This window comes from Paenibacillus sp. GCM10027629 (genome assembly GCF_042676425.1).
Lineage (GTDB): Bacteria > Bacillota > Bacilli > Paenibacillales > Paenibacillaceae > Paenibacillus_K > Paenibacillus_K terrigena.
The window spans coordinates 549,894-563,947 of the sequence record NZ_JBHTGZ010000003.1 but is presented as its reverse complement, the minus strand read 5'-3'; the positions used below and the strand labels follow the sequence as shown (position 1 = coordinate 563,947).

Here is a 14,054-nt window from a genome sequence, read left to right as displayed (position 1 = left end):
ACATCGTGTGGATATGCCATTCACTTGTGCAACGGACATATTTTCCTATCTAACCCACATACTACTCTTTCACGCTTCCTACGACAATGCCTTTAACAAAAAACTTTTGAAGAAACGGGTAAACTAGTAAAATAGGCAATGAACCAATAATGATCTGTGCCGCTTTCGTCGTCCGGTCCGAAATTTCGGACATATGCTTCGCCTGCAGCATACTGATTTTGGCAAAGTCGGGTTTAATAATAATCGTCTGTAAATACGTAGCTAGCGGATATTTATCCGGCGTCTTCATAATGAGCAGTCCGTCAAACCAGGAGTTCCACTGTCCGACAAACGTAAACAGTATGATCGTCGCGAGTGAAGGCATCGAGATCGGCACAAGAATACGCCACAGCGTCGTCCAGTGGGATGCTCCATCGATGAAAGCAGACTCCTCCAGCTCTTTTGGCAAGCCCCGAAAGAAATTAAGCAGCAACACCGCATTAAACACTTGAACCGCACCCGGCAGCACAAGCCCCCAGATCGAGTTCATCAAGCCCATCATCTGAATCGTCATAAACCACGGAATCAACCCGCCGCCGAACAAGATCGTAAAGATGAAGAACCATGCATAAGCCGTTCGGAAGCGGAAATCTTTCACTTCCTTAGACAGCGGATAAGCTAGCAATATCGTTAGGAACATACTGAGCGATACGCCTAGAACGGATCTTTCAATCGAAATGACAAACGACTTTAAGAACTGAGAGTTCTGCAAAATAAACGAATACGAAGAGAGTGTAAAATTGACCGGCCACAGCTTAACCAGCCCGGCTGATGCGGCAGTACTGGTGCTAAATGATAGGGCGAGTACATGCACCATCGGAGCAAGACATAGTAAGGATAGAAAAATAAGAAACACATAGTTGCACAAACTGAACAGCCGATATGTGAATGACGGACGATGAAACATAGCAATGTCCCCCTAAAATATACGGTAGTTGGATAGACGATACGCGAGCCAATACGAAATGCTTATTAACAATAAAGATACGACGGATTTGAACAGCCCAATTGCAGTCGCGACGCTATATTGCGCATTGACGACACCGGTCCGGTACACAAGTGTATCCAATACATCTCCTGTTTCGTAAACGGTCGCATTGTAAAGGGTAAAAATTTGATCGAAGCCCGCATTCAGCACATTACCCAAACTCAACGTCAACATTAATATGATAATGGGGAAAATGCTCGGAAGTGTAATGTGTCTTGTCTGCTGCCAGCGTGTAGCGCCATCAATGAGAGCCGCCTCATATAATATTGGGCTTACGCTCGTTATGGCTGCTAAGTATACGATCGTACTGAATCCGAATTCCTTCCATATATCCGAAATAATAAGCACAGGACGGAACCAGTGGTTGCTGCCTAAGAAGAAGATGGGCTCTACGCCCAGATATCCCAGCAGTTGATTAACAATGCCTGTTTCAGGAGACAAAATATCGATTAATATGCCGCCCAAAATAATCCAGGACAAAAAATGCGGTAAATAAATCAGTGTCTGAATCCCGCGTTTGATTAACGCAATACGAATCTCATTCAAAAGTAGTGCAATGATAATCGGCACGATAAGTCCAGTACATATTTTCAATGAGGCGATAATGACTGTGTTTTTGATCGCCTGCACGGTATCCGGAAGCATAAAAATGTAAGTGAAATTGTCGAAACCGACCCATTTTGAATTAAAAAAACCCATTAGACCGTTGCCGCGAATACGAGTGAATTTTTGGAACGCAATCACGATGCCAACCATCGGGATATAGCTAAAAATGATAGCCAAAATGAAGCTAGGCAAGATCATTGCATGCAGCGGAAGCTCCCTGATCCACCTTTTACGCATACCGGTACCTCCTCTTATCCCCATGAAGTAAAGAGATAGGGGAGTGAAAGCCTCCCCTGTCACTTTCTAAATTCAGCTTGCTATTGTTGCTTTGCGTACCATTCGTTGACTTCTGCAGTAATTTGATCGCCGCCAAGCTTTTTCCATTGCTCTACAAATTTATCGAACTCGTTGATGGAAGCAGCGCCCATAATGATTTTGGTAAATGTTTCGTTTTGCAATTTATCCAGCACACCTTGTCTTTCGACCATCGTCGGTGTACTAGCACCCAGATAAGCCGTCGTCAGTAATGTATCCTTATAGCCGGCCAGCACTTCGAACGAGGATTCTGTTGGACCAGCTTGGCGGTAGGTTGCCCATTGCGAGTCGTCACCTTTTTTGAATGCGGTTATTTTATCAAAAAGTGCCTTTTGTTCCGGGTTCAGCTTTGACACATCGCCAGTTTCAACTGCCCCTTTCACGGCAAGGTAGTTATCTGGAACGTCTTTATTCGGCGCAAACACTTGGAATAGCGGATACTGGAACAACTCCGTACCTTTTGGTGACACCGCGTATTTCTCCCAGTCAGCTGTCTTGCCATAGGCACGCTCCAGCCATAAGTTCAGCATCTTGACAATAACTTCCGGATGCTCATAACCGACTTTAGCCACTTCATATTCATAGACAGGGAATCCTACGCCCGGAATCGCTGGCTTATCGTCTGCAGACACGATCGGGTACGGCTTCCATTCCATTCCTGGATTTTGCTTTCTAGCATCGTTAAACGGCCAGTAGGAATACCAGTTGGCGCCATAATAAATACCCACTTTGTTCTGTGAGATGGATTCAATCACTTTCCCGCCGTCTTTAACAGCAAATTCCTTATCAAGAAAACCTGCTTTATAGAGTTCTTGCAGCTTAGCAAGCGCTGATTTCATTTCTGGACCGATGTTGCCGTTCATCAGCTTCCCTGAAGCATCTTTAATCCAAATGCCCGGATAAGCGTGGAATCCGTTATAGAAGCCCGTTAAGCCCGAAAGCTCTTTGCTGATGGCCAAGCCGAAGGTGTCGGCCTTTTTGTTTCCGTCCGGATCCTGCGTCATGAACGCTTCGGAGATTTTTAGCAATTCATCCATCGTTTTAGGCGGCTGCAATTTCAATTTATCCAGCCAATCGGTACGGATCCACAAAATATCAGCGTTCGTAATGTTGCCGCCAAATTTCGGAATCGCCATTAATTTGCCGTTGAACGTTGCTGACTTTAGCGCTAGTCCGCCATCTTGATTTGCCAGCTCCTTCAACGCAGGTGAAGCATATTTTTCCCATACCTCTGTTAAGTCCTGAACTTGTTCGCCTTCTACCAACTGGTTCATCTGCTTTGTATTTGCACCGAATACATCCGGGATGTCATTGGATGCAATCGAAATGTCCAATTTGTTGCTGTCGCCGCTCGGGTCACCCAGCCAGTCATACACGAGCTTCACGCCGAGAGCGCTTTCATATTCCCTTGTCCAAACATTGTTTTCGTTCGTATCGCCATTCTCAAAGCGATCGGCCGGCAGTGCCATACGCACCGAATGAACCTCAATGGGCGGATCGTATTTGCCGATCGGATCGTAATTTACTTCAGGGCTTGTGTTATCTGCCGGAGCGTTTGTCGCTTGACTATCTGCAGGCTGCTGCGAAGCCTCGTTGACTTTCTCATCTCCACCGCACGCCGACACCATCAGCGACAATCCCACCAAGCAAGCGGTTAAAAGTGTACCCAACTTCTTCCTTTCCATTTCATAACCCCCTACGACTTTGAGATTTTTGTTCTACGAGTTGATTATAAGTGGGCAATGTGGTTGCAATCTATTCGCCTATCTTTACTTTGGGGTCGCATTTCTAGACATGACAACACTGTCACGATATTCCTGCGGCGTCTTCTGAAGCGCTTTGCGGAAAAAACGGTAAAATGATTGCTCAGACAAAAAACCGACCGAAATCGAAACCTCATGAATTTTCAATCGGTTTTCTTCCAGCAGTTCCTTCGCTTTGTGCAGTCGAGCCGTCATAATGTAGTCCGACAAGCCTTCATTCGTGACCTTCTTGTACAATCGAGACAAATAGGAAGGGTTATGGCCGACGACATCGCCGATTCGATTAAGTGTCAAGTCTCCTGCCAAGTTCTGCTGGACATATCGCTGCACCTTCCGAATTACGTCATGTTCCTGATTGCCTTGTCCGGAAAGCTTATGTTCAAATAGCACCTCAGCTAGATGATAAAAATAATCGACAACTTCCTTCCAGTTGTGTTGACAGTCGAGTGCTGTCATTTTCCCCAAATTGATTCTGCTTCCGATTTCACTCTGAATTTCCCAACGGTTAATATATGATAAAAAAATCGATACGAGCGTATAATAGACTTCGGTTTTAATGGAATTCATCGCATCGACTCCTTCGGTTATCACTTTCATAATATCCGCATATTCTGCAATGAATTGGTCTCTCTGCCCATTCTCGAGCACCGTCTGAAGTAAGTTAAGCTTTTTCAACTGCTTTCTTCGTTCGTGGTTCGATGGAGCGCCCGAAGCAGCTTGGACAGATTGCTCCAGAAGAAGCAGCTGCTGCCCTAACCCAAGACCCCGATTTAGCTGCTGCTGCAAACGATCAAACTGTTCAGCAATGTGATCCCATTCCTGGAACGTTACTCCAATGGCGATAGATAGATTCAGTTTTAACAAGGCGCTGCATGCGTCCTGAATCATCTCCGCTGCGCCCTTAAGGAATACGAGACAATGCTTACGAAGCTCAATAAGCTTGTCGGCAGTTAAGGCTTCCTTTGGCTCTGTGGGCTGAATCAGCCAAAGCACCTTCGTTTTTTTCTCAAAATCAAACGAAATCAACTGTACCTTAGCCGATAAATATTCCTCCGCGATATTCTGAATGGCAAATAGATAGAGAGATTTATCGAAGGAACGAACGTCTTCATTCCAATTGTCTACCCTGCCGATCATAACGACGACAGGCTTGGCCGGCTCGAGCTCGATGTTAACCTCCTGGAAGCTCCGGCTGAGAGCGTCGTACGTTAATGAATCCCCTTGAACAAGCTCCCACAGCAGCTCCTTCTGCAATCGAGGAGCAATCTGCTGCATCTGCTGTTTAGATTTCGCAATAAACTCCTCTGCCGCGACCGCTTCAGATAAAGCCGTTATTGCTTTTTGCACGGCTTGAACGATGGCCTCGTCGCCCTCTGTTTTTAGCAAATAATCCACGCTGCCGTTGCGAATCGCTTCGTGAATATATTCAAAATCGCTATATCCCGTCAAAAAAATCACTTTGCATCTCGGCCAGCATTTTATAATTTCCCGATGCAGCTCGATTCCGCTCATGCCCGGCATGCGAATATCCGTCAGGACGATATCGATTTTGATCGTTTGCATGCAGCGAAGAGCATCTGCCGAAGAGTAGGCGCTTAGCACCTCCAATTCGGGGATTGCCTTTCTATCAAACAAATCGACAATAGTCTCGACGATCAAAGCTTCATTGTCAACAATGAGCAATCTATTCAACCTGATCAACTCCCCTAGTAGATAAATGCAGCACAACCAGCAAGCCCCCCGCTGCCCCACGGTCGACAGTCAGGCCATACGATTCACCATATCTTAACTTTAGACGGCGGTGCACGTTCAGTAATCCGGTAGATTCCTTTCCGAGAACATGAGAGCGTAGATTATGCTGCAGCTCAGCAAGCCCCTCTTCCGAAATGTTCTCTCCATTGTCCTCCACTTTGATCCGTAAAGCTTCGTCTGCAGCCTCAAACCGGACCGTCAGGGTGCCATCCGCCACTTTGTCTTCCAGTCCGTGTACATAGGCATTTTCAATGATGGGCTGCAAAATGAGCCGTGGGACCGGAAGCTTGTGAAACAGATCAGGAAGCTCCTCCCATTCCACGGTGATCTGCCTGGAAAAGCGCAGCGATTGAATTTCGGTATAGGCCTTCGAGTGGCTCACTTCTTGTTCGAGCGAAACCGTCTCGGCACTAGTCCGGGTAATGAATTTAAAATAATCTCCGAGGTGCTGTACAAGCCGTTCTGCCGTTTGAACATCGTGCATCTGAACGAGTCCCTGCAAAATAAAAAAGCTGTTATACAGAAAATGCGGATTAATCTGCGATTGCAGCTGCTTCAGCTCCGCTTCCTGAGAGCGGATGTGCTCCTCATACACTTCACCGATCAGCTTATTCAATTGACTAACCATCGCGTTGAACTGCCCGTACAAATATTTGAACTCGTCGCTGTAATGATGATCAATTTCTACTTGCAAGTCCCCTTTCTCTACCTTTCGGAACGAAGTGACGAGACGTTTGAGAGGCCGGTGGATCAACTGGAAAATCCAATAAGAAAACGCAACAACGACAACGGTAGAAAGAATGGACAGCAGCCACAAAAGTTTGCGGTATTTGTCCAGCGGTCCAAGCACGTTATCCTCCGGAATATAAACAGCCAAATACGTGCTTAGCAGCTTGGAATATTCGAATGTGATCAAATAGTCCATGCCGTTGATATTTAGGCTACCTTGATAGCTCGTTCTGCCGTTGATCGCTGGATTATCAAAGAACTTCCTCAGCTCAGGCAATATAAAATCGCTTTTCCCGTCCGAAAATGACCATTTCTGCTTTAAATTGATAAACGATGCGCCAGCACCAGCCTTGTCGACAATTTGATTAAGCGTGTCTTGGAGCTTCTTCGAAGATAAATCGACTCCTAGCGCAATCGTGAGAGGGAGCTTCTGGAAGGGATCGGGATACACCTCACTCAGAAAAAGACTCTTCTTCCAATAGGTGATCTTCGAGCCTGAGCTGCCGGACATTTTCAAAGCATACAGCTCATCTTCGGGAATGTGATTGTCGTAGCTGTTAGCAAAGATGCCTCTATCCAACGAGGGGATATACACCTTTACGTTTTGAACATATAAGCTTGATGTTTTCAGCAGATTCAGCTTCTCTTTCACGTTGAGAATGGTCTGTATTCTTGTGTAATCGTCCAATTCTGCGGCAATCGTCCGAATTTTCTGGAAATCGTCGTTGAATATAAGCTCCTTATTGATCCGGATAATCCGCTCCATTTCATTTTCAAAAGAGCTTATATAAAAATGAACTTTTGAAGCCACGGATTGTGACAGTTCTTCGCGGGTGTTGTTCTCCGCTGATTGAATAATGTAGATGCTGATGCCGTATATAGGAATCATAACGATGAGAAACGATAACAGCAGCTTCGTAAAAATACCCACATGAAACACCTTGAATACGTTCATACATTCCCCCCGAAATGATATAGATGAGAAATAACGTAGGTTTGTCGTCATGTTGCGGACTGAGAATAACTACTATGAGAGTTTTGAAGCGGAAAGAGAAGGAAATCAGTAGGCAAATGTAAGATGATAAGCACAATTCGATAAGAGGAGGTAAACCCAAGGAAGTAAAATCACCTTGTATATTCTTCAGAAGAAGTCTATTTTCCTTTAACTGATAAACAAAAAAACAGTTGGGCATGGAGGTTATTCCTGCTCAACTGCTTTTCGAGTTCTCATGTTACGCTTGCTCTGAGACCACACCTCGGATTTAGAACTTGTTCAAGACCGTCCATGCTCCATCGGTGTAGATTAATCTTAGATTCAGTAATTGGTTATTGTAATTATCATCAACATAGCCGTCAGATAATGTCAATATATACTCTGAGTCGATCCCCGTAACTTGAACTACATATTGATTTAATTCACTATCATAATAAACTTTTACATGCCTCATTAGGTCATCCGTACTTGTATCATAATTCATATCTTTGAACTCTACTTTTTTCAACGTTCTTTCTGAAATACCTGGGTAGTACAAACTGCCAAGACCATCCTGAACCTCTTCGAGTAAATCGCCTTCATGATGAGGGTAGAGCTTCTCTAATTCACTTACATCCTTGGATCCATACGCTTCCGCTTGGGTCTTCAAGAACAATCGAACAAAATCAAGCACCTCTTGTACGGTCTTATCTTGAAGCTTCGGTGTAATATTGTAATCTGCAGATAAATCTTCAATCGTTACAGCCTCGCTCCTGGATTCTCCCCAAGGAAATTTAGCAACCCCTTGAATCTTCTGCGATCCATCGTTGAACGCGGGGTAAAAATAATCAGATGATTCCTCTCTGTCCTTATAACTTTTCTGAAAAAAAGGAGTAGGCTGATCATTCAAATATACCTGTACTTCCATTAGATCGCTATAAATCTTCACACTCTCACCTGTAACATAATCAGAGTATTCTGTATCGGATTCCAGACCGAATAAGCTAACCGTTTCACTTTTCGTAACATCTCTTTTCGCATAGTCAAATATGGTTTTAAACTCAACCTGATACTCACCCGGGAGGAGCGGCCCTACTTTAGTCGAATGATTGTCCTTGCTAACCTTCAGGATCTCTTCCCCATCCACCACGATGGTTCCGTTATCATTTTCCAGCGTGATCTTCAAATATTGCGGACGAACGCCAATCTTGAACGTATCCGATAAGAACCCGGACTCTTTCTTGAGATACAATTCACCTGCTTTTAACACTTCATCTGGCGACATGTGGTCGAGCAATCCGGTGTTTACATATTCCGCTTCTTCCAACAACGCCTGTTGTGCAGTAAAAATCTGAAGCGTTGCTTCATAATACTTCGGTTCTTCCTTCGCATATTGGATCAGCCGGCGCAGACGATCCTCCGTCACTTTCATTGCTTGGTCATCAACGGATAGCAGCTTTTGTAATGCCTGGGTATCTTCTGCCGCAATGGCGTTTTGGAACTTCCGGATCACCTCAGATGCCTGTTTATCTCCCTTAGAAGCTGACAAAAGTACAAATATCAAGACTACAGCAATGACGATGACTGCGACAATAATGAATACAGGCTTCTTTTTAAATCTCTGTCCAATCGTTTGTGTATGCGGTTCATTGTTGGATGATGGATTCATGATTTCCCTCCAATAAATAAAATAGAGACAGATTATGATTCTGTCTCACATATAATGATGATAGCTAAATATTTGATTTATAGAGCATTTTGCTTTTATTCAATAAAATACATCTTGCCATCGACTTCAAGGGATACCGAAGATTGAGCTAGATCTTCCTTCAGCTGCTTCGCATAAGCTACCACTTGATCTAACGATTTTTTATCCAATGTTTCAGCAAATGAGTACACAATCGTCACATTTTCCTTGATCAATTTTTTATCTTTATCGACCCAAGCCCCTTCACCATCGATCGCCGTAGCACCACCGAACCATTCAGAGAATTTCGCAAGTGCTTGATCGACGAACTTTTGCTGTGCTTCTTCTGTAATCTGAATATTGCCTTTCACCGTGGATGGAACGTAAATTTTGACTTCGTGACTGAGGCTAAACTGTCCATCAAGAGCACTGCCTGTAATCCCGGTCGCTGCAGCTCCCTCCGCACTGTAGGACTGCTGTACCGGTACGAAAACCAATGTCAACAGGACTACAATTGCTACAGTAATAATCCAGTTCCTTTTCTTCATCCTTTATGTCTCCTTTACTTTTTTACTCACCGAACGGTTACCCTAGTCAAAATCCCTTCGTCCAATTCAGATACCAACCAGTCGGTATATACTGGAAATTATTATATAAAAGGAATGTGGTATAATCAATAGGACGACAGAATTATAAAAAGGGGAAATTTGGATGGGCCATCAGGAGCAATCACAGCAGACAATCGAAAAGTTAATGAAGTCCGGAGTAGAGCTATTCTCACGCCAAGGGTACTCCAATACAAGCATAGACCAAATTGTAAAACATGCCGGCTACTCCAAGGGAGGCTTCTATGCTCACTTCCCTAGTAAAGAGGAATTTTTACTTAAAATTATTAAGGACGGGATTGATTTTTTCTTTGATGATTTGAAGGCTGCACTGGAACAGAAAGATCGAAATTTGCTTGCCAAATTCAAGGACTATTCACTGCGTTTAGTTAAAGAATCCTATAAGCAAGGATCCTCACTGCTGCTAATCCATGGATGCATGAACTCGAATGAACTGCCCATGGTCAAAGAAAGACTCATTCAGCAGATGGAGGAATGGCGACAATTCCTTACACATTTTTATCAAGTGATGAAGGATGAAGGAATTGTGGGCAGCCCGTTGGATGCGAGGATTCTTGCCACAGCATCCATGGCCCTATTTAATGGAATAAATCTGCAGCACTTCGTTGACGATCGGATTCGACTGGAGGACATGCTGCTGGTCCTCCTGGATCTGCTTCAAATCCAGGAATCGAATTAAATATAACATCAAATAAAAATATTATATTTAACACATGAGTTGACGGTATGGAATTAAGGCTTACTCTCTCTATCCTCAAGGCTTTTCACCAATACAGGAATCATCTTTTCAGCTGCCTAAAATTATTCAGGTTCCGTTACTCATGTCAAAATGCTACAATTAGGAAGGTATTGACTTCTAATTTTTCTATAATTTTCTCTCAAGGAGGTAGACTCGAATGTCAAATAAAGAGTCGCTAACACGTGGATCGTTAATTTGGGAAGGGAGAAAACGCACAATCTTCGGCTTGCCGCTTTCATTTACAAAATACTTTGTGTACGAGAAAAGATTGGTCACAAGAAAAGGATTCATTTCATTGGTAGAGGATGAATTGGATTTTTATAAAGTACTAGATAAGAGTCTAGTGTTACCATTCTGGCAGCGTGTATTCGGTTGCGGTTCGATTCACCTCAATGTTGCCGATGTGGATACGCCAATCAAAATACTTGAATCGGTTAAAGCTCCACGAGAAGTGTACGATCACATCGATACTATCGTAACGGAACTGACAAAGAATAACTCGGTGCGTACAGCCGCCAGCATCCTTGGTTCGATATCGCAAGAAGACTTCATTCGTTAGATGTTCTTATATGCAATAATCTACGAATTATAAAACTCCAGAAATGCAATAAACCCTTACTCCGTAAGGGTTTATCTTGTACCAGGCTGTTCAATCCAAATAAATATTAATAAAAACAAAAGAGCCCTTATATATCAAGGACTCTCAGGTTTGATCTCGTATGATCTGTAGTGGGCTCGAACCACTGACCCCTACCCTGTCAAGATAGTGCTCTCCCAGCTGAGCTAACAGATCATGTTATGAAGACAAATACTATAGTACCAAATTCTAATTGCGATGTCAATCTAAATCTTAAATCTAGAAATCTCTGAAACTTATGTATGATAGATCAAGGATTACTATGGTGGGCCCTGAGGGACTCGAACCCCCGACCAATCGGTTATGAGCCGACCGCTCTAACCAACTGAGCTAAGGGCCCTTAATCAATTCATCATCATAAGAATTTGGTTGCGGGGGCAGGATTTGAACCTGCGGCCTTCGGGTTATGAGCCCGACGAGCTACCGAGCTGCTCCACCCCGCGTCATTTATTCAATAGCGACAAAAATAAATATACACTATATATACGAGTAAAGTCAAGAAAAATTTAACGTTCTAAACAATTATCACCTTAGGTGATAAATCGTACTCCATAACGACCCTTACGCGAGCGAAAAATCTCGATTTCCTGCGGATCTGCATAGCCATAAATCCATGCGTCATTCTCGATACGCTTCAGGATGCAGCTCGCTTGAAATTTGGTATTGTACAACTTGCCCCAGTAGATCCATTTCATATTGACTCAGCTCCTGTCTTATCATGATGTCTTCTTTATGCCTATAGAATACCCCATAACATGAAAAAAAAGCCTTAAACTTCATACGAAGTTTAAGGCTCTCCTTACTTAACCTGCTGGGACGCCTTCTACCGTGCCACCGTTCATGACTTCCCCACCGCCACCAATAGGCTTACCTGGGTTCTTCTTCATCTCGACAAGCAACTTGTCGCCTTCTTTTTGCCACTCTTTCAAGCCCTCTGCAGAAGATTTCTTGCCATCAAGTACCGTCTGGAAGATCTCTCTTCCTTTTTCTTGCACTTGATAAATGTTAGGGTACTTGTTATACAGATCCATCTCTTGGTTGTTCGGTGTGACAGGCTTGAGCGTATAGAAAGCTGCAATGTTATAGTTCAAACCATCTTTTGGTTGAATATATTTCTTACGGGATACAATCTCATAGCTGCTGCGCGATTTCAATTTTGCCCATTCTTCACTATTTAAGAACTTGATGAAATCCCAAGCATCTTTATCATTTTGAGCTTTGGCATTAATACCCATCAAGTTGTTCAGATAGATATTACCGCCAATGCCCGGTGCTTCAGGATGCGTTGGAAGGGTTACAACATCCCAATCCACTTTCTCGAAGTTCTTAATTTTTGACGCATTTTTATTCGCATCCAAAATATCATTTACATAGCTGTAGTCTGCAATCGTCATTGCTGTTTTGCCAGACAAGAAGCTATCGCTTGCAAGTGGATTATAACGTCCATTAGACGAATCATCCTGTTGTAGGTCTTTTTGTGTTGGAATAACTTTCTCGGATACCAGCTTCGCAAATGTGCTCCAAGCCTTCTCCCAAGCTGGTGTATCAACCGTCATCTTGTCGCCCTTATCATCGAACATACGAAGCTGCAAGGCAGAGAGATACGTTCCTGTCATATCATAGAATGGATCTCCTGACCAACGATTCAATTGAAGTCCGAACTTCTTGTTCGCACCATCACCCGATTTCAAACGGCGTGCTAGCGTAAAGACATCTTCCCAGCTCATGCCGTCTTTAGGCGGCTCAATATTGTTCTGTGTGAAGAATTTCTTATTATAGAATAAGGCCGATGAACCAAACGTAGGTGCAAGACCATAAATATTGTTGTCGCCTAAATCTTTAATTCCTTCCATAACAGTCGGAACAATATCTGTAGTATCAAATTTATCTTGTTGGATCATTGGATCCAGCTGTTTCAACATATTCTCACGAACGAGCTTCTTGTACACATTCGTGTCCATAATCATCACGTCAGGAGCATTTGGACCAGAGAGCAGCTTCTTCGTCTCTTCAAATGGATCTGGTTGCTTCTGATCTGGCTTAGGCTCTTCATAACGATAGTTGCTATTGTCAATCGCCGATACGAATTCAATCTTCACATTCGGATGCGTATATTCATAGATATCTGTGTATTGCTGGCGAAGATAAGAATCGTCGCCTCCGTAACTATAGATCGTACCAATACGTAATACTTTCTCTTGTCCGGCTTCCTCGCCTTCACCCTTGCTGCATGCCGCAAGAACAGGAGCGAATAATGACAAACTTAACGTAACCATTAACAGCTTCTTACTCCACTTTGTCTTCATCCTAAATTATCCCTCCAATGATTTGGGTGACCGAATAATAATCTGATCCCCATCAAACTCCATTGATGCTTTATCTTTAATTTGCAGAGCTTGTAGGTACTCTTTAGGCACCTGCAAACGTCCAACCCGGTCAACAACCACGTACGCCTCATGAACCTGCTGAAGCGCGCCATGGCCCTTCATTAGCGCCTCTTCATCTTGATCCAAGTTTGGATTCCTTTTGATGAACTCAGTACTTGTCAGACCATCCCGAATGGCTACTACACGATCGACTTTCTCAGCGAGCGATAGATCATGGGTTACGATAACGATCGTAACGCCCAACTCTTGATTCAATCTCCGGAAAATCCCCATAATGCTATCCGAGGTCTGCGTATCCACAGAACCTGTCGGTTCATCGGCCAGCAGAAGCCGTGGACGATTCGAGAGCGAGATCGCAATCGCCACACGCTGCTGTTCCCCCCCGGAGAGCTGATGCAGCTTGTTATACATTCGGTCTTTCAGACCGACCCATTCGAGCAATTGCTTCGCATAGGCGCGGTCTACCTTCCCGCTGAGCATCATCGGCATCTCTACATTCTCAATCGCTGTTAGATAGGGGAGCAAGTTCCGCGCATTGTTCTGCCAGATGAACCCGACCGTATTGCGTTTATACTCTACGAGCTGATCATCCGTAATCTTGAGCAAATCCCATTCGCCGACACGAACTTGGCCCGCTGAAGGGCGATCCAGCCCACCGAGAATATTGAGCATCGTCGATTTCCCGCTGCCGCTATTCCCGATGATCGCCATCATCTCGCCTTCCTTCACGGATATATTCAAGCCTTGGAGCGCAACGACTTCCAGATCATCCGTCTTAAAAATTTTGACAAGTCCTTCGCAATGAATCATCGT

At 44.0% G+C, this 14,054-nt stretch carries 12 protein-coding genes and 3 tRNA genes; 2 read left to right on the top strand and 13 right to left on the bottom strand.

Annotated features, from left to right (window positions below):
- Positions 1-61: 61 nt before the first annotated feature.
- The 7 genes from ACFQZR_RS03030 to ACFQZR_RS03000 form a co-directional block, all read right to left on the bottom strand.
- Positions 62-946 (bottom strand): carbohydrate ABC transporter permease, encoded by an 885-nt coding sequence (locus ACFQZR_RS03030; protein WP_379342733.1) that lies wholly within the window; start codon positions 944-946, stop codon positions 62-64.
- A gap of 12 nt (positions 947-958) precedes the next feature.
- A complete protein-coding gene (locus ACFQZR_RS03025; protein ID WP_379342731.1) occupies positions 959-1,870 on the bottom strand; it encodes an ABC transporter permease in 912 nt (303 codons plus the stop codon).
- Positions 1,871-1,950: 80 nt separating this feature from the next.
- The gene (locus ACFQZR_RS03020) at positions 1,951-3,633 is read right to left on the bottom strand and encodes an extracellular solute-binding protein (protein ID WP_379342729.1); all 1,683 of its coding nucleotides are present in this window, start codon (positions 3,631-3,633) and stop codon (positions 1,951-1,953) included.
- 84 nt (positions 3,634-3,717) lie between these two features.
- Complete coding sequence (locus tag ACFQZR_RS03015; RefSeq protein WP_379342727.1) at positions 3,718-5,403, bottom strand: response regulator transcription factor; 1,686 nt, start codon at positions 5,401-5,403, stop codon at positions 3,718-3,720.
- Complete coding sequence (locus ACFQZR_RS03010) at positions 5,396-7,147, bottom strand: sensor histidine kinase (RefSeq protein ID WP_379342725.1); 1,752 nt, start codon at positions 7,145-7,147, stop codon at positions 5,396-5,398. The genes ACFQZR_RS03015 and ACFQZR_RS03010 overlap by 8 nt, the downstream gene beginning before the upstream one ends.
- 307 nt (positions 7,148-7,454) lie before the next feature.
- A complete protein-coding gene (locus ACFQZR_RS03005; protein WP_379342723.1) occupies positions 7,455-8,834 on the bottom strand; it encodes a TcaA 3rd/4th domain-containing protein in 1,380 nt (459 codons plus the stop codon).
- 95 nt (positions 8,835-8,929) lie between these two features.
- Complete coding sequence (locus ACFQZR_RS03000) at positions 8,930-9,400, bottom strand: DUF3574 domain-containing protein (protein ID WP_379342721.1); 471 nt, start codon at positions 9,398-9,400, stop codon at positions 8,930-8,932.
- 163 nt (positions 9,401-9,563) lie between these two features.
- Between ACFQZR_RS03000 and ACFQZR_RS02995 the strand changes: the two genes are divergently transcribed.
- Together ACFQZR_RS02995 and ACFQZR_RS02990 are read left to right on the top strand one after the other, a co-directional pair.
- Positions 9,564-10,157: a TetR/AcrR family transcriptional regulator gene (locus ACFQZR_RS02995; protein ID WP_379342719.1), complete on the top strand. Its 594-nt coding sequence runs from the start codon at positions 9,564-9,566 to the stop codon at positions 10,155-10,157.
- A gap of 217 nt (positions 10,158-10,374) precedes the next feature.
- Positions 10,375-10,776: a PH domain-containing protein gene (locus tag ACFQZR_RS02990; protein ID WP_379342717.1), complete on the top strand. Its 402-nt coding sequence runs from the start codon at positions 10,375-10,377 to the stop codon at positions 10,774-10,776.
- A 161-nt stretch (positions 10,777-10,937) separates the two neighbouring features.
- Here the strand turns inward: ACFQZR_RS02990 and ACFQZR_RS02985 are convergent.
- The 6 genes from ACFQZR_RS02985 to ACFQZR_RS02960 form a co-directional block, all read right to left on the bottom strand.
- Positions 10,938-11,010, bottom strand: a tRNA-Val gene (locus ACFQZR_RS02985).
- A gap of 107 nt (positions 11,011-11,117) precedes the next feature.
- Positions 11,118-11,194, bottom strand: a tRNA-Ile gene (locus tag ACFQZR_RS02980).
- A gap of 26 nt (positions 11,195-11,220) precedes the next feature.
- Positions 11,221-11,297, bottom strand: a tRNA-Met gene (locus ACFQZR_RS02975).
- An 87-nt stretch (positions 11,298-11,384) separates the two neighbouring features.
- On the bottom strand, positions 11,385-11,549 hold the full coding sequence (locus ACFQZR_RS02970; protein WP_379342715.1) for a hypothetical protein: 165 nt from the start codon (positions 11,547-11,549) through the stop codon (positions 11,385-11,387).
- Positions 11,550-11,657: 108 nt separating this feature from the next.
- A complete protein-coding gene (locus ACFQZR_RS02965; RefSeq protein ID WP_379342713.1) occupies positions 11,658-13,160 on the bottom strand; it encodes an ABC transporter substrate-binding protein in 1,503 nt (500 codons plus the stop codon).
- A gap of 6 nt (positions 13,161-13,166) precedes the next feature.
- The gene (locus ACFQZR_RS02960) at positions 13,167-14,051 is read right to left on the bottom strand and encodes an ABC transporter ATP-binding protein (protein ID WP_379342711.1); all 885 of its coding nucleotides are present in this window, start codon (positions 14,049-14,051) and stop codon (positions 13,167-13,169) included.
- Positions 14,052-14,054 lie beyond the last annotated feature (3 nt).